A 20,322-nucleotide genomic window follows, 5' to 3' on the forward strand; every position below is an offset into this window, starting at 1 on the left:
ATAGGCATGGCAAAACAAAAATTGACCGTAGGGCTGGTGTACGGCGGCAAATCAGGCGAACATGAGGTTTCGCTGCAAACGGCGTATGCGGTACTGAACGCTTTTGATTATGAGAAATATGAGATTATTCCTTTTTATATTACGAAGGCTGGCGATTGGAGCAGAGGGTCGCTGCTTGACGCACCTTTGGCTTCCGTAGAGCAATTGAAGCTGGAGCGTGCAGAGGGCAGTACGAAGGCGGCATTAGATATGTTGTTCGGCAAGCTGTACGGAGAGCAGACGCTGGATGTGCTGTTCCCGCTGCTGCATGGCACCTTTGGTGAGGACGGAACGATTCAGGGCTTGTTCGAAATGGCGGATATGCCATATGTCGGTGCGGGAGTGCTGGCTTCTGCTGCAGGGATGGACAAAGGCGTCATGAAGAAGCTGTTTGAGCATGCGGGACTGCCCCAAGTGAAATACTGTTATTTTAATAGTACACAATGGGAGCAAACCAGCCATGACCTCGTGCGCAAGATGGAAACCGAGTTAGGGTACCCGTGCTTCGTCAAGCCGGCGAATCTGGGATCAAGTGTCGGCATTTCCAAAGCCACTAACCGGGAAGAGCTGGAAAAGGCAGTCGAGCTGGCTTTGCAATTTGATCTGAAGGTCATTGTGGAGGAGTATGTTGATGCCCGCGAGATCGAGGTCAGCGTACTCGGAAACGACGAGCCTATTGCTTCGGTACCGGGCGAAATTGTATCGTCCAGCGACTATTACGATTATGCTGCCAAATACACGGACGGCCAATCGGAAATGCTCATTCCGGCACCGTTGGACGAGGAAGTGGCGGATCGTATCCGTGAAGCCGCATTGCAAGCATTCCGCGCTCTGGAGGGCTGCGGGATTTCCCGTGCCGATTTCTTCGTCAGACGTTCGGACGGACATATTTTTATTAATGAAGTAAACACGATGCCAGGCTTTACGCCGTTCAGTATGTATCCATTGCTGTGGAGAGAAACGGGCGTATCCTATCAAAGCCTGCTGGACCGCATGATTGCGCTGGCACTGGAGCGTTATGAACGCAGGTCTGCGCTGCACTACGAGAACTCATAAAACGAACCAGGGGGAGCTGATCACTCCCTTTTTTGTTCATATACATGGTATACAATTAGGATTTGCAAGAATCCTTAATCACGAAAGGTGGCGGCTAAACATGGGCTTTCAAACCGAATTTAACTCTGTGTGCAAATTCAAGAGCGAACAGGAATTGTACGAACTGCTGGAATACGGACGCGGCAAAATGGTTAAATCCGGCCTGCGTGTGTTCCCCACAGGTCAGAAGGTCATCGCTTACAGCGTGGACAATGTGGCAGTAGCCATCGTGCAGATTGTCGGCTGTATTGCCGAAATCAATTTTCAGGGCGACGAAGTGACCGAGGTTGAAATGATCCTCATTCGCAAGCTGAATGAAGAGGAAGCAAGAGTTCAGACCGCATTGGCGGATGAAATGTTTTTTGGAGCGCAATAGACAGGTGAAGGACAGATTAACGCCGAATCAGAGGGGGCTTTTCCGGGTATGATTCAGTAGAAAAGGGATTGAGGTTACAGAACGAAAGCGGCCTCGCCATCTACTGCGATCTGTTGAAAGGAAGGACACCCTATGATAGTAAGGTTCGGCTATGTAGCCATGTCAGTCACCGTACAAAATGCATCGCCCTCCAAAACGATGACGATGGCCAGCTTTAACAAAATTGGAGATCGAGAGGCCGCGATCCGCAAGCTGGAACGAATTGCAACCGAAAACCTGCATAATACATTGCGGTTGCTGCGTCATAATCGGGCGAGCGATATCAAGGTTTACCGTTTTTCATCCAAGCTGATTCCGCTGGCGACTCATCAGGATTTGCGTGGCTGGGACCCCTTTCAGGCACTTGCCGCTGATTTTGCAGAGGTCGGGAATGTTGTCAAAGCGAACGGGATGAGAGTCTCGTTTCACCCGGATCATTTTACAGTGCTGAGCACTCCCCGCCCGGAAGTACTGCAAAGCTCCATTAACGATCTCAAGCATCATAAAGCGATGCTGGAGGCGATGGGACTCGGTGCGGATGCCAAGAACAACATTCATATCGGCGGCGCGTATGGAGACAAGGTGACGTCGAGTCAGCGTTTTGTAGAGCAAGTAGGTGCGCTGGAGCTTTCGTTAAGGGAACGAATGACGCTGGAAAATGATGATAAAACGTTTAATGCGATGGAAACGCTGGAAGCGTGCAAGCGGACGGGGCTGCCGATGGTTCTCGACATTCATCATCAATGGGTAAATAACGAGGGCGAGAAGCCGTGGGAGCTGTGGCCTGGCATTTTGGATACATGGAAAGGGGAATTGGCTCAAACGGGTTCTTCTCCCGATAATCCACTACCACCCAAAATCCATGCGTCCAGTCCCAAAAGTGAAAAAGACCCCCGCGGTCATGCGGACGGTGTTCAGGTGGAGCCGCTGCTTACTTTTTTGCGTAACATTGCCGGATATACGGGTCGGATTGACGTCATGCTGGAAGCCAAACGCAAGGATGAAGCGTTGTTCGGGCTGATGAAGGAACTGCGTGTACGAGAAGGTGACGGAGTAAAGGTGCTAGATGGGGCTTCGGTAGAAATTACGCCTTAAAGAATAGGGTTCTGCGGATAATGTTCCCAAATAGAGAAACTTTATGGAATATATTGTGTATACTAGATTGTGTAAACTAGTAAATTGTACTTTAACAGAGATGGTTAAGAGGACTGTGCTGTAATGCAGCTTCGTAAACCACGTAACAATGATATAGAAAGTAGAGTGAACACGTTGAATGAACATGAAAACGAAAAGGTTCCCTATATTGTATCAGGAAAAAGCTATACCGCCGTGGCCATTAACGCGGCATCCAAAGCAGGGGAATGGATCAAAAGCAGACTGGGGACCGTCGAGCAGTTAAGCACCAAGCAGTCCCCGACGGACCTTGTGACCGAAGTGGATAAAGGTGCGGAGCAGATGATCCGCAGACTGATTCTCACGCATTTTCCCGACCATGCCATTTTGGGCGAAGAGGGGGTAGAGCCGGGTGCCGAGGCTTCGGCCCGTGCATTGGAGGCTGCTCGTGAAGAGGAATATTTGTGGATTATTGATCCAGTAGACGGTACAACCAATTTTGTACACAGCCTGCCGTACTACAGTGTATCTATCGCTTTGGCCCACTGTGGAGAGGTGATTGTTGGTGTCATTTATGATCCGTCCCGCGACGAAATGTTTGTGGCTGAAAAAGGTAAAGGCGCGTATGTACATGGCAATCTGATGAGGGCATCCAGAGAAGAAACACTGGGAGACAGTCTGGTGTGCATCGGCTTCCCGCCGGACCGCACTTTTGCACAGCCGCTGAATATGAAGATTGCACAGGCACTTACACCGCAGGTACGAGGCATTCGGGCACTCGGCTCGGCAGCCCTGCATCTGGCTTATGTGGCATCGGGACGGCTGTCAGCCTATTGTGAAATCGGTTTGAATGCCTGGGATGTAGCAGCGGGCGCTTTGCTGGTACAGGAATCGGGAGGAACGATCACAGATACGCTGGGCAGGCCTTATGACCTTAGTGTGCGACATATTGCAGCGACTAATACGGCTATTCATTCTCAACTCATTCAAGTACTGAAAGAAGCAGACGCAACCGGGTTATAATACACCTATATCGCTTATACCTGAAGGAGGAAGGATGATGGGCCAATCCGAGGATTTGGAGCGCGAGCTCAGTGAATTGCTGACGGAAGGCGAAATTCGTGAGAATGAGGCCAAAAAACGCGAACGGCTCACTCCTAAATATGAGGTGCGGATTCAAACCCATATCGACCCTATTGTCGAAGAGACGCGTAAATACCGCAGCATGGCACGGGAACTGGATGACCGTTACGATGAATATATGAGCAAGGCGGACAAATCGGAACCAACCGACAAACGCTGAGCGAACACAAATACCTCTTGCCGAATGACCAAGGCATGGGGTATTTTGTATGATGTACAGCTTTATCGTGCAATCTCCATTCCATGCTGGAACGCGCAGGACGAGCGAAGGAGGCGACATCCACTGATCACTTATTTTAAAAGCGCTTTCAAAAATGCCGGAATCCATCATAAAATGGTACTGCTGATTACGGTGCTCATGCTGGTTAATTTTGCGGTTGTTGCAGTCATACTTAAATACGTATTTCATATTTATGATAATCAAATGTATAAAAAGACATCCGAAGTACTCAACATTTCTTCAATCGGCATTGAAAATGAGCTGAAGGATGTTGAAAAAGTTACTTTCAAGGTGACAACAGACGAACAGCTTCAGCGTTATTTGCTACAATTGGAAAGAGAAACCTCGCCGTATACCAAAATGGTGCTGCGTAAAAAAATAACGAATAGGCTTGTCGCCTTCGCAGGCTCTGAAACCTATATCTATTCTATGATGGTGATCGACAAAGAGGGGCAGGTCATGAGTGCGGGCAACCGTGAGGGTATTCCCTCAGAGCTTCGATCCACCCTGTCGGAGCTGGCAGCCGAATATGACGGTTCCAACGCATGGTACGCGGCAGGTCACTCCTCCTTACTGGCAGCGCGGCAATTCAAATCCTTTACAGATACCAATTTTACGTTAAATGGGCTCGGAACGCTCGCGATTCGTGTGCGGATTGACCGAATTGTAGCGGATCGTGTGCAGACCTCCGGTCGTGACGGACAACTGATGATTACAGATGGCAAGCAGATGATTTATCCCGAAACACCGCCTTTGAGTGAGAGTGATATGCAGGCCGAGCTTGCGCGGAAGCAGCCTTACGGAATTGCGACCTACACAGGCGGGACCTTTTTCGCAGCCCAGATCAAATCCTCTTATACGGGCTGGACATATTTGCATATGACCCCCTTTGATGATATGTTTCGCAGTATTACTATAATCAAGGAAATTGTAAGCGCTATTTTTGTCATTATGCTTCTGATCGCATTGGCACTGGGAGCCCGATTATCTGGCAGTATTACAAAGCCGATCGTTCAACTAATCCAGAACATGCGTAAAATTGAAAAAGGAGATCTCGACCGTCTGGAGGAGGAAGCACTCGGCGCAGTTCCGCTTTCCACACAGGATGAGGTGGGCTTGCTGCACCGGACTTATAAGAAGATGATCCGCCGTATCCGTGAGCTGATTAATGAGAATGTTGCGAAGCAGCTATTGCTACGGGAGACGGAATTAAAGGCGCTTCAGGCTCAAATTAATCCACATTTTTTGTATAACACGCTGGAGTCTGTGAACTGGCTCGCCAAGGCGAATAAGCAGGACCGTATCTCAGAAATGGTAGAGGCGCTTGCATTTCTGTTGCGCAGTGCGGTCAGTTTTGAGGAACAGCTCATTCCACTTCGGAAAGAGTTGGACATTGTGCGAAGTTATGTAACGATCCAAAAAACACGCTTCGATGAACGTCTTATTTTCCATCTGGATGTGCCAGAGGAGCTGATGGATGCGCAGATTCCGAAGCTGACGCTTCAGCCCTTGGTGGAGAATGCAATTCATTATGCGCTGGAGCCGCAAATTGAGCCATGTCGGATTTCTATTGTTGTCAGGGTGAGGGAAGGTGCGCTTTTCCTGCGGGTGGAGGATGACGGGCCGGGCATGACGCAGGATTTTCTGGAAAAACTGCGAAGCGCGCAGGTCACGACCCGTGGACAGGGCATCGGCCTTACCAATATTCAGGAACGGATTAGCCTGACATTTGGTACTCCATGGGGGATAGAACTGCACAGTGAGTCAGGAACAGGAACGTCGATTCATGTCTGTATTCCATATGTGAAAGGGGAACAGGGTCATGTACAAGGTGCTGCTGGTTGATGATGAGCGTATGATTTTGGAAGGAATATCACAGGTGGTAGATTGGAGCAAAGCAGGGACAAAGCTGGTGGGTACAGCACGCAATGGGATTGAGGCCTACGATCAGATTCAGGCCAGTCCGCCTGATTTTGTGATCAGCGACATCTCTATGCCTGGATTGGATGGCATCGGCCTGGTTGCCAAAACGACGGAGCATTTTCCGGATGTTCGTTTCATTCTGTTGTCCGGCTATAAAGATTTCGACTATGCTTGTCGGGCCATGCAATACGGGGTGAAGCACTATTTATTAAAGCCCTGCAATGAGCGACAAATCCATGAGGCGTTGACCGAGTTGGGGCAGGAGCGGGAGGAACAGGAGGAACGCAAGCAGTTTGTGAACCGGATGAAGCTTGATTTTCAGCGTATGCTGCCGCATGTGAAGGAGCATTTTTTGAAGGAGTTTATTTCCTATAAAACTTACGGCAGTCGGGATATCGCTTTTTATGAGCGGTTATTCGGTCTGGAGCTGCAAGATAAGCAGGTTCGAATGCTACTGCTGCGAGTCGAGGAATCCCATGAGCCGGAGCATCTGTTTGCGCTGCAAAATATTGCAGCGGATTTAATGGATGATGTCCTGCTTGGAACGACCATGCAAGGCCAACTGCTCATCGTGCTGGAAAGCGGGGGCGATACGTCCAGGCTGATGGAGCAGCTTGACGCGGTACGTGCAACGTTTCGCCGTTTTTACAAGCTGGAGGTAACGGTTGCGGTTAGCGAGTCTGACAGTATGGAGCACTCGAGGGGGATGTACCGGGAGACACTGCATTGTATGAATCACCGTTTCTATACCGGGGAGGGCAGTCTGATTACGAAGGAAGATTTGGCGACCGAGGACCCACGGGAGATGGCCGATTTGGAGCTGGACGAGGAAAAGTTTGGTCTGCTGATCAAGGCTGGAAATACGGAGGAGGTTGTACAGGAAGTGGATCGACTGTTTGGCATTCTGTCCCGTATGAAGCTGGAAATTTCGGTGACCCGTTCCTATGTGCTTCAGCTGTATGCCGCCATGATCCGTATATGCCCTGAAGAGGAGCGCTCCGAGTTTACGAGCCGAATGGCCGTGCTGGCAGAGCAAAAAACGCTTGCTTGTCTCAAATCCTTTGTGCAGGAGGCCGCCGGACGAATGACGGCAATCTACTATAAGAGCAATGTGAGCCGTCAATCCTCTACGGTTGATAAAATGATCACCATTATTGAGCAAAACTATCGAAAATCCGATTTGTCCCTGAACGCAGTGGCCGGGCAAATGCTGTACATGAATTCCGACTACCTGGGGAAAATTTTCAAAAAGGTAACGGGTGAAAACTTTTCACATTACGTTAATCGCTATCGGATCGAACGTGCGGCTGAGCATATTCGGGAGACGGGAGATGTAAAGGTGTTTGAGCTGGCGGAATGGTTCGGCTTCGGAGGGAACGCCCAATATTTTAGCCAGGTGTTCAAAAAATGGGCGGGTATGACGCCATCAGAGTACATCAAGTCACACGAACGGGGATGAGCGCTGGAGCCCCTCTGTTTTTTAAACCCAGGAAATCTGATTTGTGTATTCCAATGCTTCTCTGCTTTTGGGAAAATAACAACAGGAGCAAATGTAAACGCTATCAATTTTGCGTAAATACGTTGTCACTTGTAACACGGCTCCTTTCTAGAACAGCGAAAAGGGGAGAGATAAGTGGGCAAAAAGGGATGGTTTCTGGTCATGGCTATGCTGCTCGTGCTGACGACGGCATGCAGCGGAGCGAACAGCGGTGGCAATTCGGGCACAAGTACAGACGGGAAGGTAAAGTTGCGGATCGCTTGGTGGGGATCGGATACGCGTCATGAATATACGCAGAAGGTCGTTGACCTGTATAAGCAGAAAAATCCGAATGTGACGATTGATGTGGAATATGCCTCTTTTGATGACTATTGGAAAAAGCTCGCCCCGCAGGCTGCGGCAAACCAGCTGCCGGATATCGTACAAATGGACATTTCGTACATTAGCCAATATGCGAAAAACGGTCAACTGGAGGATCTAGCGCCTTACTTGAATCAAAAAATTCAGGTTGCTGATGTGACCGAAAATGTACTCAAAACCGGCGTAATTGCCGGAAAGCAATATGGTATTCCAACAGGTGTCAATGTGCTGGGCTTCCAGTATGATCCGGCGTTGCTCAAAAAGGCGGGTATAGACAAAATTCCTGACAACTGGACATGGGATCAATACAAAGAACTGGCTTTGAAGGCAGCATCCAATAAAGTACACTTTGACAGCTCCATGGTTGCCGATATTTTCTTCCACTACTATTTGCGTACACATGGAAAGTCTCTCTACAATGCGGAAGGAACAGGATTGGGGTATGACGACGATAAGCTGTTTGTCGATTTCTTCAGCAGTATGGCTGATCTGATTAAGAAGGAGGCAACCCCGTCTCCTGAAGTCATGAACCAGACCAAGGGGATTATTGAAGAATCCGATATTGTAAAAGAAAAGGGCATCGGCGTTTGGCAATGGTCCAATCAGTATGTAGGCTTACAGCAGGTTGTTAACCGCCCGATGGCGTTGGCTCCAATGTTTGGACCGAATATGGAAAAAGGTATATACATGCAGCCTACGATGTACTGGGCGGTCGCTTCCCATTCACAGGTGAAGGATGAAGCCGCTAAGTTTATTGATTTCTGGATGAATGATGTAGAAGCGAATAAATTGATTAAAGGTGAGCGGGGCGTACCGATTTCCGCCAAAATCAAGGAAGCTGTAGCGGCAGAGCTGAGCGAGCCAACGAAGCAGGTGTTTGATTTTGTGGCTTCCATGGAGCCGAAGGCTTCTCCAATGAGTCCACCGCCGCCCGTTGGATCACCGGAAGTGATTGCGACCCTGACCGATTATATTGAGCAGGTCAATTTCGGGCAGATGACGGCAGAGGATGCAGCGGTTAAATTCCGGGCTGATGCGAATACCATCCTTGCGAATAACAAGCAGTAATTAGCGTAATGGATTCCTTAGGCGTCTGACACCGTTTTGACATAGGGGCGAAGGTCGGTTTCGTTAAGTTAACCGTGCGTAGTGATAGCATGATTGCGCACGGTTAATACGACGAACAAACCGCAGAAGCTGCTTCTATATATCATGATGAAATACATGTAACAACGAATTATGAATATAAAAAGTTTGGCTAATCAACAAAATGCAACAGAAGGGAGGCTTGATGAGCTTGCGAAATCATCAGAGCTTGAGAGCCAATATGACCGGATATGCGTTTATCAGCCCGTTTATTGTGGGCTTTCTGGCATTTACATTAATTCCGATGTTTATTTCGTTGTATCTGTCCTTTACATCCTACAACCTGTTCACCCCGCCCAAATGGATTGGTCTGGGGAACTTTGAAAAAATGTTCACAGCCGACCCGAAATATTGGAATTCGATTAGGGTTACGTTTACGTATGTATTGGTCGGTGTTCCGCTACGACTGATTTTCGCACTGTTTGTGGCTATGATTTTGAATACCAAATCGCGTATGGTCGGGACCTATCGGACAATGTACTATCTGCCGTCCATTATCGGGGGCAGCGTTGCGGTGTCCATCATGTGGCGCAACATTTTCAGCAATGAAGGCATTGTAAACAGCTTGCTTTTGGCCTTGGGGGCAACTCCGGTGAAATGGTTTGGTGATCCGAATGCTTCGCTTGCGATGCTGATCACCTTGTCCGTATGGCAATTCGGCTCCTCCATGCTTATTTTTCTGGCCGGCTTGAAGAATATCTCGGTTGAAATGTACGAGGCGTCCAGCGTGGACGGCGCTTCGCCAGTGCGAAAATTCTTCAGTATTACGCTGCCTCTGCTCAGTCCGATTATTTTATTTAACCTGATTATGCAGACGATCAGCGCCTTTATGACCTTTGTTCCGGCCTACGTTATTTCCAAGGGCGAGGGCGGTCCGATGGATGGAACGATGTTGCATTCGCTGTATTTGTTCCGACAGGCGTTTATGTTTAGCAACATGGGATATGCGGCGGCTATGGCTTGGGTCATGCTCATTATGATCGCGATACTGACAGCAATTTTATTTATAACCTCCAAATACTGGGTATTCTATGAAACGGAAAAGGGGCGCTGATACCGATGGCATGGAAAACGTTCAAATGGCCAATCTATCACATTCTGGTCGCTGCGCTGGCGCTCTTGATGCTGTATCCCGTATTCTGGATGCTGTTCAGCTCGTTCAAGGAGAGTCGGACGATATTCGTCACGGCAGGTTCCTTGTTCCCTACAGAATGGATTTGGCAAAACTATGTGACAGGCTGGAAGGGCACAAGTGGATACAACTTCGGTACGTACATCTTGAATTCGTTCACGATTGTCTTGATTGCAACGATAGGAGCGGTGCTCTCCTCCTCATTAATCGCATTTGGCTTCGCACGTATGAAATTCAAGGGGCGTAACTTTTGGTTTGCCCTGATGATGATGACGCTTATGCTGCCAGGGGATGTGGTACTGGTACCGCAATACATTATTTTCACCAAGCTCGGCTGGGTCAATACGATTTTGCCACTGGTCGTGCCATCGTTTTTCGGGATGCCGTTCTTCATCTTCCTGATGGTCCAGTTTATCCGAACGATTCCGATAGAGCTGGATGAAGCAGCGACGATTGACGGATGCGGTAAATTCCGGCTGTATTTCCGAATTATTTTGCCATTGCTCAAATCCTCGCTGGCTACGGCGGCCATCTTCTCTTTCTACTGGAAGTGGGAGGATCTTCTGGGTCCGGTACTGTATCTGAATTCGCCGGAGAAATATACCGTATCTATGGCACTTAAAATGTTCCTTGATAGCGAATCGGCTTCCAACTGGGGTGGGATGTTCGCGATGTCCATTTTGAGCCTGGTTCCGGTTATCGCTGTATTCTTCGCCTTCCAGAAGCAAATTGTCCAAGGAATGAGCTCAAGCGGCTTGAAGGGATAAAGTGGGGTTAAGGGTTATAGCGGAGAGGTGAGTGGAATGTGGAAGTTTGATTTTGGTCCGGGCGAGCCTGCGGATGGCTACACAGGAGTACCCCCGGATTGCTCGTATACTGCTGAGCAGGGCTACGGGTTTGAGGACGTGGATCATGTGTATGGTCGGGAAAGGCGATTATCCGGCGTAACCGCACCCAAGGATACGCTCGCACGGCTGCGAAGCCGCTTTTGCATCCCGCTGGGGACTGCGTTTGTCGCTGATGTATCGGAGGACGGGATGTATCTCGTCACCGTGCTGCTCGGCGATCCGCTCGCGGAGACGCTCACGCGGCTCAAAGCCGGCGAGGGCAAGCATGTGCTGCCCCCATTACACACGCTGCCGGGCCAGTTCACAGAGGCCCGGTTTGCGGTGCTCGTCAGGGGCGGCAAGCTGCGCCTCGCCGTATCTGGCACCGCGCCGCGGCTCAATGCGCTGGAGATTGCGCCAGCGCCACAGACCCTCCGGCTGTTCCTTGCCGGAGATTCCACGGTTACGGATCAGGACGCGTCCGGCTATCCGTATACAGGCTGGGGCCAGGCTTTGCCAGCCCTGTTCAAGCATGATGTCTGCGTGGATAATCACGCCGTATCGGGAAGAAGCTCCAAAAGCTTCGTGGACGAAGGACGGCTGGACGTTATTTTGACTGAAATGAAAGCAGGAGACTTCCTGTTCATCCAGTTCGGCCATAATGATCAGAAGTCGGACCCGGAACGGGCTACTGATCCTTTTACGACCTACAAGGAGCACCTGCGCCTCTATATCGACGGAGCCAGAAGCCGTGGGGCTACTCCAGTGCTGGTTACGCCTGTGCATCGTTGCTATTTTAACGGGGATGGTACGTTATCCGACACGCATGGAGACTATGTGACAGCGGTTCGCGAGCTGGCGGAAGAAGCAGATGTGTCGCTGATTGACTTGGCTGCCTGCACGCAGGAGTTATATGAGCGGTTGGGTCCTGAGGAAAGCAAAGAGCTTTTTATGTGGCTGCTGCCTGGTGAATACATGAACTTTTCCAGTGGCTTGGAGGATAATACACATTTTCATGAGAACGGCGCGGTCTGTATTGCAGATATGGTGGCGGATGCTGTGAAGGGGCTGGATTTACAGCCCTTACGCATGTATTTACGTTAGACGGACGGGTTTTTCTCGAACAGGTGTCAAGGAGGAAGTTAACGTGAAAATTACCAAAGGGGGAGACGAGGAAATGCCTGCATTGATTTTTGATGAGGAACAAATTAAACAGGTGATCGACCGGGTGGTAGAACGCACATTTCAAATGGACTATAGCTGGGATTGGCCGGGTGGTGTGGCTTTTTACGGTGTGTGTGAAGCCTATGAAGCAACAGGGAACGAGGAGTATTTGACCAAATTAAAGGAATGGGTCGATGAAAATATTGCAGATGGACTTCCACCGCTCTCGGTGAACGGTGTGTCTGTGGGACACTGCTTGCTGACGCTGTATCAGGCTACAGGAGAGCAAAAGTACCTTGATATCGCCACCGAAATGGCGGAATTTCTGGCGAAGAAAGCCGAGCGGTTCGCCGACGGCATTTTCCAGCATACGGTGAATTCACTTCATGACGTATTTCCGCAGCAAGCGTGGGTGGATACGATGTTTATGGCAGGCTATTATTTGCTGCGCATCGGTCATCTGCTGGGTAACAAAGAATATTGGGAGGATGGTATCCGGCAATATCACGGGCATGAGGAATTTTTGCAGGACCCGGATACGAATTTGTATTATCACGGCTGGGATCATGCGAACCAAAGCCGGATGTCAGGTATTTACTGGGCGCGGGGAAATTCGTGGGCTGCACTCACAATGGCAAAAGCGCTGAAATTCGTGGAGGTGCAGCATCCATCCTACATGATCATCGACGGTTCGCTGCGTGACCAGCTCAGTGCGCTGGTGCGGCTGCAATCCTCGGAAGGGCTGTGGCATACGGTGTTGAATGATGAAACCTCCTATCTGGAAACCTCAGGCTCTGCAGGCATTGCGACGGCTTTGCTTATGCAGGGGCGACTGTTCAACAAATACACGCAAAAGGCAATCGACGGTATCCTTTCCCGAATCAAGGAGGATGGCACTGTGACGGGTGTATCCGCTGGAACCGCCGTAATGAACGATATTGATGGCTACCGCAACGTACCATACAAACGTATTCAGGGCTGGGGACAGGGACTGGCGCTCGCCTTTCTGGCTCAACTGCTGCGTACCAAGGAGAATCCATTCGCGTAGAAAGATAGGTTGCTTGCGGCTGACTCGTCAGGATCAAACACTGTGACAGATTCACTGCCAGCGATTTATTTTTGAGGACAGCATAGGGATGCGCAAGTATTTTATGTGAAAGGAGTCGGATAGCATGGGAAATACTGAGCTTCCTCAGGAAAAAGTAAACCAGCCGCGGGGCAGCTTATTCTGGGTGATTCCCGATGGATATATTCCACCCAAAAGCCGGGGAGAGCTGCTTAGTCATGAGAGTATATGTGTGCTGAACTGTGGAACTCTAGCGGCCAAGCTGAGTATAGATATCTATTTTGAAGACCGTGAGCCGCTGGAAGGATTGGTCGAGGTGATAGAAGGCAGACGAACCCGCCATATCCGCACGGCCTCGCTGGAGAGGGATGGCGAACGGATTCCGGCAGGCATTCCCTATGCGATTACGGTCACCAGCGACGTACCGGTGATTGTACAATATAGCAGACTAGACACGACACAGCCGGAACTGGCGCTAATGAGTGTCATGGCGTACCCGGTTGAAGGCTGAAATATGGGTTTGAATCATTCTAATGAAATAGATAAACTAAAAAAGATATCCCCGAGCCGGAGTAAACGACAGCCTGGGGATATCTTTTTTGCGAGGACAAAATCGTTCAAGAGAAGCGTCAACGATCAAAATTATACAGATTCCACAAGTGAAATATACATCCATTTTCAGTCCACTTTTAGTGGTTTTGTAGCAGACGCTTTTCGCGGCTCGAAGCTTCTCCGACCTCCAAAATTGGTGCCCAATACCCCGATAATGATAATAACTGCCCCGACAATATGATAGTATGCGAGCTGCTCCTTCAAAATATAAGCACCTGCTATCATGGAAATGAGAGTAGATAAATTACCGATAACACTCATTTTCGAGGCTTCGATCCACTTCAAGGCAAAGCTTGATAACAGCGAGGTGACGAGGGTAGACAGAATGCTCAGATAAGCCAGTGCCAGCCAGTAATCAGGCTTTACTAGGGGAGCGATATAAGTGCTCATAGAGCCGTCTATGGCATGATATCCCAGGGCCACCAAGTTAAAAACGAAACATCCCAAAATGGAAGTAACATAGGTCAACTCCATCGGACTGTATTTTTGTGTTAATGGACGAGCCAGCACGTTATAGCCGGATAGGCAAACAGCAGAGAGCACGAGCAAAAGAATGCCACCAAAGCTATTGGAGGCCATGGGCGCTCCGCTTTTCATCACGAATATAAAAATAACGCCTGCTACAGAGAGCAGCAAGGAAAGCTTTTGGACAACCGTAGTCCGCTCTTTAATAAAATAGGACGCCAGCAGCAGCGTGAAGATGGGAACGGTTGCCTGAATAATGCCGCCTTCCGATGAAGAGGTGCTCATCAGTCCGAAGGCTTGCAGTGGAAAATACACTAAAGGCGAGAGCAGCGCCAGCGGTAAAATACGCAGGATATCGCGCCGCGTGATATTAATCTTGATCCAGCCCAACACTACCGGAACCGTCAAAGCGATAAAAGACAAAGCAAAGCGGTGGGCGATTACATCCAGCGGGCTGGCTTCCGTGACCGTCAGCTTCACAAACAAAAATGAAAAACCGAGTATAGCGGCATAGCTGAGAGCAGCCAAATAGGCGGCTCCAGTTTTGGAACGACTGTGCATGATAAACCTCCGTAATGAATGGCTCAGGCATTTTTTTTAATTAGCCTGCGCTGAATGATTTCAACATGTTGCTCCTCCCAATATACCCGGATGGTGTCATTTAATACAATCCATAAAACGTACAACTGTACGGGTACAGTTGGCAAATTAAAAAAGCCGGAAGGCAGTCTCAAAGGTGGGATATCCCAGTCCTTAAAGCTGCTTCCGGCCCTTATCCTATCAAGATTCCATCATGTCGTACCGATCTGCTTACTTGCCCTGCGCCATCGCACGGAAAGAATCGTCCGCCGCTTCCAGCGTAGCATCCACGTCTTCATCTGTGTGTGCCGTTGTGAGGAACCATGCTTCATACTTCGATGGGGCCAGATGAATACCGCGATCCAGCATATGACGGAAGAAGGAAGCGAACGCTTCGCCGTCTGTATCCTGCGCCTCATCGTAGTTCGTGATCGGATGATCACAGAAATGCGTCGAGAATGCTCCACGGATGCGGTTAATCGTCAACGGCACGTCATGGCGTGCGGCTGAGGAAGCGATACCATCCGTCAGTCTCACAGCGAGACGTTCCATCTCTTCATACACGCCTTCGCCTTGAAGGACTTCAAGGCATGCAATGCCTGACGAGATGGAAGCCGGGTTGCCCGCCATGGTGCCCGCCTGATAAGCCGGGCCGAGTGGAGCAACCTGCTCCATCACATGCTTGCTGCCACCGTAGGCACCGATCGGCAGGCCCCCGCCCATGATTTTACCCAGCGCGGTCAAATCCGGCTGAATCGCATCATGATTGTCCAACCCGGCGTACGTTTGGGTGGAGCCGTAGTGGAAGCGGAACGCAGTAATGACCTCGTCATAGATAACGAGTGAACCGTTCGCCCGTGCCATTGAGCATAGCCCTTCCAGAAAACCGGGCTGCGGCATTACCATGCCGAAATTGCCGACAATCGGCTCGACCATGACTGCTGCCACATCGTCGCTCCAACGCTCCAAGGCTTGGCGCAACGCGTCCAGATCATTGAAAGGCACGGTAATCACCTCGCTCGCAATGTTGGTCGTAATTCCTGCGCTGTCCGGTATGCCCAGCGTGGACGGGCCAGAGCCTGCGGCTACGAGTACCAGATCCGAGTGACCGTGGTAGCAGCCTGCAAATTTGATGATCTTGTTTCGCTTCGTATAGGCCCGTGCAACACGGATCGTCGTCATGACCGCTTCTGTGCCGGAATTCACAAACCGGACCTTGTCCATGGAAGGAATGGCTTCCTTTAGCATCTTGGCGAGCTTGATTTCCAATACCGTTGAGGTTCCGTACAATACCCCGTTCGCCGCCGCCTCACTAATGGCCTTGGTAATATGAGGGTGGGCATGTCCAGTAATAATAGGGCCGTAAGCCGCTAAATAATCAATGTACCGATTATCATCCTCGTCCCAGAAATGAGCACCTTTGGCGCGTTTCATAAATACCGGAGCACCGCCGCCCACAGCCTTGAAAGAGCGTGAAGGACTGTTTACTCCCCCAACAATATGCTCCAGTGCTTCTTTATATAATGCTTCGGAGGTTTCCCGTTTCATCATCCAAAACTTCCTTTCCGTTCATTAAAATAGGATATACACACGCCAAAGGGCAGCGTTCATGGCTGCCCCCTGCATACATCATTATAGCTCTTTTTGTCCTGTCTTTGTTGACGATTGTGTGGCAGCAGCATCACTGCTGGTTTTGCTGCCACCCGTGAAAGAAGCCTTATCTGTCTTGGACGATGATGCACTGTCCGGTTGCTTTGTTTTGTTTTTATCCTTATTTTGTTCCTGTGTCTGTACAGGAGGATTGTTGAATATATCCTGCACGTACTTTTTCAATTCTTCCGGATCGCGGACGGTAAGAACCTGCGCGCCGCCTACATTTTCTTCCCCGAGCAGCTTCATCGGCGGAACCTGCTCGCTGCCAGCAAAGTTGCTTTGGTAGCCGACGTTTGCCAGCCTCCACATATCGTTGACACTAAGATTCGTATCAATAAACGGGTTTACCTGCTGCAAAATGCTCGGCAAATTGGCAATGGAGGTCGTGCTCTGCATTTTCTGTGCTATAGCCTCCAAAAATGCACGCTGACGTCCCGACCGGGAGAAGTCCGACATGGCGTCGTGGCGAAACCGCACGTATTGAAGCGCCTCTTTGCCGCCCAGATGCTGCATGCCCTTTTTCAAGTCAATATCGTATTCATGCTTATCCGCATTGCTTGTATAGTGCATATCCTTCTCCACTTCAAGATCAATGCCGCCCACGGCGTCCACCAGCTTTATAAATCCTTGAAAATCGGTATACACATAGTATTGCACCGGAATGCCCAGCAGGTCACCAGCCGCCTTCATGGCCGTGTTGGGGCCGTGAGTAATGGCGGTGTTAATCCGATTTTTATTGTAGCCGGGAATATCCACGTACGTATCACGCAAAATAGAGAAGAGGTGAATCTTTTTCTTGACGGGGTCCAGCGATACGACCATCATGCTGTCCGAACGGGGGACTTCCCCTTTTTGGATACCACGACCATCGACACCCATCAGCAAAATGTTGACCGGATCCGTACCTTCCCACTTGGGCGGGTCTGGTGTGCGCACCTGATCGACCTGCTTTACATTTTTGAATGGGGAGTTTGCACCCTCTTTATGCAGATTGTCCAGTTGATTATAAATGGATGAAAAATAATACACGGCAAAGCCGACAATCGCGACGATAATCACGGCTAGAACCGACCATATCGTCCTTTTGGTTCTGCTTGTCATGAATGCTCTCCCTTTCGCTTTTCAATTCATTACATTATAATTTCTTTTTGGAGCACAATCAATTTAACTATGGATTTTTCAAAATCCTGAATGTGAGGTATGACATGCTGGCAATTGATGTGCAGGATCTGCGCAAAACATTTAAAGTGCAAAAAAACCGCGAAGGCCTGAAAGGAGCCTTCCTTGATTTATTCGCCCGCGAATACAACGAGGTGGCCGCGGTCAAAGATATTTCCTTTGGTATTCCTCAGGGAGAAATATGTGGCTATATTGGTGAAAACGGAGCTGGAAAGTCTACCACGATCAAGATGCTGACTGGCATTCTCGTGCCGACCTCGGGACATCTCAAAGTGGGCGGCTATGTTCCTTACGAGGAACGCGAGAAATTCGTAAGTAATATCGGCGTTGTTTTTGGACAGCGCAGCCAGCTATGGTGGGATATCGGCGTGATTGAGTCCTTTCAGCTGCTGCGCAAAGTATATCAGGTTCCGGCTATAGACTTCAAACGCAGGCTGGATGAGCTGGTAGAGCGGCTCCAATTACAGGACCTGCTAAGCCGTCCGGTGCGCAAACTTAGTCTTGGTCAGCGGATGCGCTGTGAATTGGTGGCCGCGTTGCTGCACAATCCGTCCATCGTTTTTCTGGATGAACCGACCATTGGACTCGATATTATGGTGAAGTCTGAAATCCGTGAGTTCCTGAAGGACATGAACCGGGATTACGGGACGACGATTTTGCTGACGACCCATGATTTGCAGGATATTGAAGCGCTGTGCTCGCGCGTCATAATGCTGGATGACGGGAACATCATCTATGACGGTGGTCTGGAGGATTTGAAAGCACGTTGGGGTACAGGACGGGAAGTACAGTTTCAGTTCGGCGTGCCCACCCGGCTTGAGCAATTACAAGCGTGGACAGCGGACATGCCGCTGGCTTGGACGGCGGATAATGATTTGGCTGCCAAGGTGTGGATTCCGCTTCATATTAACGTATCGGATGTCTTGGCCAGCGTAGTCGGGCGTACGGACATTACGGATATCAAAATCATTGAAACGAACACCGATGATATTGTGCGTAGCATCTATCAATCCGGCTCGGCGGAACGCAAGGGCAATCCCGTGCTTCCGGCAGTGGAGGCCAAAGTCCATGCTTAGCGTATATACCGATTTTATTCGTATCCGGTTTCTCACCATGCTCGCTTATCGTGTGAACTATTATACGGGCATATTAATTTATTCCATGAATATTGGTGTATATTATTTCACGTATAAAGCGATTTATGGAGATGCGGGCAGCATCGGTGGCTTTACCGCAGCCCAAATGACGACCTATGTAGCGGTATCGTGGATGGCGAGGGCCTTTTATTTCAACAATCTGGACCGTGAAATTTCGACGGAGATTCGTGATGGCAGCATTGCCATCCAGATGATCCGGCCGTATAACTATGTGCTAGTCAAAGTCATGCAGGGGCTTGGCGAGGGGATGTTCCGTTTCCTGCTGTTTATGATCCCGGGCATGGCGATTGCGATGCTGCTGTTTCCAGTGACGTTGCCGACGGACCCTGTAGCATGGATCAGTTTCCTTGTGATGCTGTTTTTCAGCTTTCTAATCAATACCCAAATCAATATTATTACGGGGCTGACGGCCTTTTTTGTTGAAAATAACGAGGGTATGATGCGAATGAAGCGGGTGGTAGTGGACCTGTTCTCGGGCCTGATTCTGCCCATCAGCCTGTTTCCGGGCTGGCTGGCGACCTTCGCCCAGTGGCTGCCATTTCAGGCGATTACGTATTTGCCCGGCTCCGTATTTACCGGACGAGTAAAAGGCGTTGGTATTTGGAATGTGCTGGGGATCCAAATCATTTGGCTGGTCGTTCTGCTCGTGCCGATGATCATCATTTGGCGACTGGCGCGCAGACGTCTGTTCGTGCAAGGAGGGTAGGCCGATGATGTACTATTTGGGACTCATTAGCGAATATTTGAAGAATTACATGAAATCGCGGCTAACCTACCGCGCTGATTTTTGGGTGGAGGTCGTTTCGGACCTGCTATTTCAGGCCTCCAATCTTATTTTTATTTTGGTCATTTTTATGCACACCGACAGTTTGGGCGGCTGGAGCGAAAGTGAAGTCGTATTCGTCTATGGCTTTTTCATGGTGCCTTATGGACTATTCAGCTGCTTCGTCAATTTGTGGAACTTTAGCGAGCGCTATATTGTAAAAGGAGAGCTGGATCGGGTTATGACCCGTCCTGCGCATAATCTGTTCCAGATTTTCCTTGAAAACGTGGACCCGCCCGCGTTGGTCGGATCGGCGATTGGTCTGGTTATTATGGGAATCAGCGGGGCGCAAATGGACTTGTATATGGCGTGGTGGTTCATCCCGGCTCTAATCATCATGAGCCTAAGTGCCGTAGCGATTTATACGGGAATCTATACCATATTGACTTCTATTTCGTTCTTTTCGGACGCGCCAACAGGAATTATTCCACTCATGTACAATATGCAGAGCTATGGACGCTATCCGGTGACGATTTATAACCGTGCGATTCAAGTCGTGCTGACCTGGATTCTGCCGTTTGCTTTTGTTGGCGTATATCCGGCATCCCTGTTCCTTCATCGGGAGGATATGCAGCATATGGCGCTTTTGACTCCGGTCATGGGAGCTGTATTTCTAACCTTGGGCTTACTGGCATGGAATTTTGGCATTCGGCGTTACAGAGGTGCAGGTTCTTAGGTCGGATCACATGAGAACCCCACAAGATAGGAGATGA

Annotated in this window: 19 protein-coding genes; 16 read left to right on the top strand and 3 right to left on the bottom strand. The window is 49.6% G+C overall.

What is annotated here, in order from left to right:
* Nucleotides 1-6: 6 nt before the first annotated feature.
* From ABIA61_RS23815 to ABIA61_RS23875, 13 genes are all read left to right on the top strand, one after another.
* Nucleotides 7-1,095, top strand: a complete 1,089-nt coding sequence (locus ABIA61_RS23815) for a D-alanine--D-alanine ligase (RefSeq protein WP_404581343.1) — start codon at nucleotides 7-9, stop codon at nucleotides 1,093-1,095.
* Between the two features lie 100 nt (nucleotides 1,096-1,195).
* Entirely contained in the window at nucleotides 1,196-1,510 is a 315-nt protein-coding gene (locus ABIA61_RS23820; protein WP_044646107.1) for a hypothetical protein, read from the top strand.
* A gap of 132 nt (nucleotides 1,511-1,642) precedes the next feature.
* Entirely contained in the window at nucleotides 1,643-2,644 is a 1,002-nt protein-coding gene (gene uvsE, locus ABIA61_RS23825) for a UV DNA damage repair endonuclease UvsE (protein ID WP_404581344.1), read from the top strand.
* A 123-nt stretch (nucleotides 2,645-2,767) separates the two neighbouring features.
* Nucleotides 2,768-3,685, top strand: coding sequence for an inositol monophosphatase family protein (locus ABIA61_RS23830; RefSeq protein WP_283654650.1), 918 nt, complete (start codon nucleotides 2,768-2,770; stop codon nucleotides 3,683-3,685).
* A gap of 37 nt (nucleotides 3,686-3,722) precedes the next feature.
* A complete protein-coding gene (locus ABIA61_RS23835) occupies nucleotides 3,723-3,965 on the top strand; it encodes a hypothetical protein (RefSeq protein ID WP_044646105.1) in 243 nt (80 codons plus the stop codon).
* A gap of 174 nt (nucleotides 3,966-4,139) precedes the next feature.
* Nucleotides 4,140-5,870 carry a sensor histidine kinase gene (locus ABIA61_RS23840; protein ID WP_404581351.1) on the top strand — a complete coding sequence of 577 codons (1,731 nt, stop codon included), beginning with the start codon at nucleotides 4,140-4,142 and terminating at the stop codon, nucleotides 5,868-5,870.
* A complete protein-coding gene (locus tag ABIA61_RS23845; protein ID WP_283654651.1) occupies nucleotides 5,848-7,407 on the top strand; it encodes a response regulator transcription factor in 1,560 nt (519 codons plus the stop codon). Before ABIA61_RS23840 ends, ABIA61_RS23845 begins: the two co-directional genes overlap by 23 nt.
* A gap of 174 nt (nucleotides 7,408-7,581) precedes the next feature.
* Complete coding sequence (locus ABIA61_RS23850; protein WP_404581345.1) at nucleotides 7,582-8,874, top strand: ABC transporter substrate-binding protein; 1,293 nt, start codon at nucleotides 7,582-7,584, stop codon at nucleotides 8,872-8,874.
* Between the two features lie 223 nt (nucleotides 8,875-9,097).
* A complete protein-coding gene (locus ABIA61_RS23855; RefSeq protein ID WP_283654653.1) occupies nucleotides 9,098-10,006 on the top strand; it encodes a carbohydrate ABC transporter permease in 909 nt (302 codons plus the stop codon).
* 5 nt (nucleotides 10,007-10,011) lie between these two features.
* On the top strand, nucleotides 10,012-10,851 hold the full coding sequence (locus ABIA61_RS23860; RefSeq protein ID WP_044646097.1) for a carbohydrate ABC transporter permease: 840 nt from the start codon (nucleotides 10,012-10,014) through the stop codon (nucleotides 10,849-10,851).
* 36 nt (nucleotides 10,852-10,887) lie between these two features.
* Nucleotides 10,888-12,015, top strand: coding sequence for a rhamnogalacturonan acetylesterase (locus ABIA61_RS23865; RefSeq protein WP_283654654.1), 1,128 nt, complete (start codon nucleotides 10,888-10,890; stop codon nucleotides 12,013-12,015).
* Nucleotides 12,016-12,088: 73 nt separating this feature from the next.
* Nucleotides 12,089-13,123, top strand: coding sequence for a glycoside hydrolase family 88/105 protein (locus ABIA61_RS23870; protein WP_283656189.1), 1,035 nt, complete (start codon nucleotides 12,089-12,091; stop codon nucleotides 13,121-13,123).
* A 124-nt stretch (nucleotides 13,124-13,247) separates the two neighbouring features.
* Nucleotides 13,248-13,652 carry a sensory rhodopsin transducer gene (locus ABIA61_RS23875; protein WP_283654655.1) on the top strand — a complete coding sequence of 135 codons (405 nt, stop codon included), beginning with the start codon at nucleotides 13,248-13,250 and terminating at the stop codon, nucleotides 13,650-13,652.
* A gap of 167 nt (nucleotides 13,653-13,819) precedes the next feature.
* On the opposite strand, the gene ABIA61_RS23880 is transcribed toward ABIA61_RS23875, so the two are convergent.
* From ABIA61_RS23880 to ABIA61_RS23890, 3 genes are all read right to left on the bottom strand, one after another.
* On the bottom strand, nucleotides 13,820-14,779 hold the full coding sequence (locus tag ABIA61_RS23880) for a DMT family transporter (protein ID WP_283654656.1): 960 nt from the start codon (nucleotides 14,777-14,779) through the stop codon (nucleotides 13,820-13,822).
* Between the two features lie 249 nt (nucleotides 14,780-15,028).
* On the bottom strand, nucleotides 15,029-16,345 hold the full coding sequence (locus tag ABIA61_RS23885; RefSeq protein ID WP_283656190.1) for a glutamate-1-semialdehyde 2,1-aminomutase: 1,317 nt from the start codon (nucleotides 16,343-16,345) through the stop codon (nucleotides 15,029-15,031).
* Between the two features lie 84 nt (nucleotides 16,346-16,429).
* The gene (locus ABIA61_RS23890; RefSeq protein ID WP_283654657.1) at nucleotides 16,430-17,551 is read right to left on the bottom strand and encodes an LCP family protein; all 1,122 of its coding nucleotides are present in this window, start codon (nucleotides 17,549-17,551) and stop codon (nucleotides 16,430-16,432) included.
* A 104-nt stretch (nucleotides 17,552-17,655) separates the two neighbouring features.
* Between ABIA61_RS23890 and ABIA61_RS23895 the strand changes: the two genes are divergently transcribed.
* The 3 genes from ABIA61_RS23895 to ABIA61_RS23905 are packed head-to-tail and all read left to right on the top strand — an operon-like array spanning nucleotide 17,656 to nucleotide 20,285.
* On the top strand, nucleotides 17,656-18,705 hold the full coding sequence (locus ABIA61_RS23895) for an ABC transporter ATP-binding protein (protein WP_283654658.1): 1,050 nt from the start codon (nucleotides 17,656-17,658) through the stop codon (nucleotides 18,703-18,705).
* Nucleotides 18,698-19,492, top strand: coding sequence for an ABC transporter permease (locus tag ABIA61_RS23900; protein ID WP_283654659.1), 795 nt, complete (start codon nucleotides 18,698-18,700; stop codon nucleotides 19,490-19,492). Before ABIA61_RS23895 ends, ABIA61_RS23900 begins: the two co-directional genes overlap by 8 nt.
* A gap of 4 nt (nucleotides 19,493-19,496) precedes the next feature.
* Nucleotides 19,497-20,285 carry an ABC transporter permease gene (locus ABIA61_RS23905; protein WP_283654660.1) on the top strand — a complete coding sequence of 263 codons (789 nt, stop codon included), beginning with the start codon at nucleotides 19,497-19,499 and terminating at the stop codon, nucleotides 20,283-20,285.
* Nucleotides 20,286-20,322: the final 37 nt, after the last annotated feature.

The organism is Paenibacillus sp. RC21 (genome assembly GCF_044907935.1).
GTDB lineage: Bacteria > Bacillota > Bacilli > Paenibacillales > Paenibacillaceae > Paenibacillus > Paenibacillus terrae_A.

Bases quoted from the DNA above. Each gene is read 5' to 3' on its own strand.
- ABIA61_RS23815 (WP_404581343.1), top strand. From the start codon at position 7: ATGGCAAAACAAAAATTGACCGTAGGGCTGGTGTACGGCGGCAAATCA.
- ABIA61_RS23820 (WP_044646107.1), top strand. From the start codon at position 1,196: ATGGGCTTTCAAACCGAATTTAACTCTGTGTGCAAATTCAAGAGCGAA.
- uvsE (WP_404581344.1), top strand. From the start codon at position 1,643: ATGATAGTAAGGTTCGGCTATGTAGCCATGTCAGTCACCGTACAAAAT.
- ABIA61_RS23830 (WP_283654650.1), top strand. From the start codon at position 2,768: ATGCAGCTTCGTAAACCACGTAACAATGATATAGAAAGTAGAGTGAAC.
- ABIA61_RS23835 (WP_044646105.1), top strand. From the start codon at position 3,723: ATGGGCCAATCCGAGGATTTGGAGCGCGAGCTCAGTGAATTGCTGACG.
- ABIA61_RS23840 (WP_404581351.1), top strand. From the start codon at position 4,140: ATGGTACTGCTGATTACGGTGCTCATGCTGGTTAATTTTGCGGTTGTT.
- ABIA61_RS23845 (WP_283654651.1), top strand. From the start codon at position 5,848: ATGTACAAGGTGCTGCTGGTTGATGATGAGCGTATGATTTTGGAAGGA.
- ABIA61_RS23855 (WP_283654653.1), top strand. From the start codon at position 9,098: ATGAGCTTGCGAAATCATCAGAGCTTGAGAGCCAATATGACCGGATAT.
- ABIA61_RS23860 (WP_044646097.1), top strand. From the start codon at position 10,012: ATGGCATGGAAAACGTTCAAATGGCCAATCTATCACATTCTGGTCGCT.
- ABIA61_RS23865 (WP_283654654.1), top strand. From the start codon at position 10,888: ATGTGGAAGTTTGATTTTGGTCCGGGCGAGCCTGCGGATGGCTACACA.
- ABIA61_RS23870 (WP_283656189.1), top strand. From the start codon at position 12,089: ATGCCTGCATTGATTTTTGATGAGGAACAAATTAAACAGGTGATCGAC.
- ABIA61_RS23875 (WP_283654655.1), top strand. From the start codon at position 13,248: ATGGGAAATACTGAGCTTCCTCAGGAAAAAGTAAACCAGCCGCGGGGC.
- ABIA61_RS23880 (WP_283654656.1), bottom strand. From the start codon at position 14,779: ATGCACAGTCGTTCCAAAACTGGAGCCGCCTATTTGGCTGCTCTCAGC.
- ABIA61_RS23885 (WP_283656190.1), bottom strand. From the start codon at position 16,345: ATGAAACGGGAAACCTCCGAAGCATTATATAAAGAAGCACTGGAGCAT.
- ABIA61_RS23890 (WP_283654657.1), bottom strand. From the start codon at position 17,551: ATGACAAGCAGAACCAAAAGGACGATATGGTCGGTTCTAGCCGTGATT.
- ABIA61_RS23895 (WP_283654658.1), top strand. From the start codon at position 17,656: ATGCTGGCAATTGATGTGCAGGATCTGCGCAAAACATTTAAAGTGCAA.
- ABIA61_RS23900 (WP_283654659.1), top strand. From the start codon at position 18,698: ATGCTTAGCGTATATACCGATTTTATTCGTATCCGGTTTCTCACCATG.
- ABIA61_RS23905 (WP_283654660.1), top strand. From the start codon at position 19,497: ATGATGTACTATTTGGGACTCATTAGCGAATATTTGAAGAATTACATG.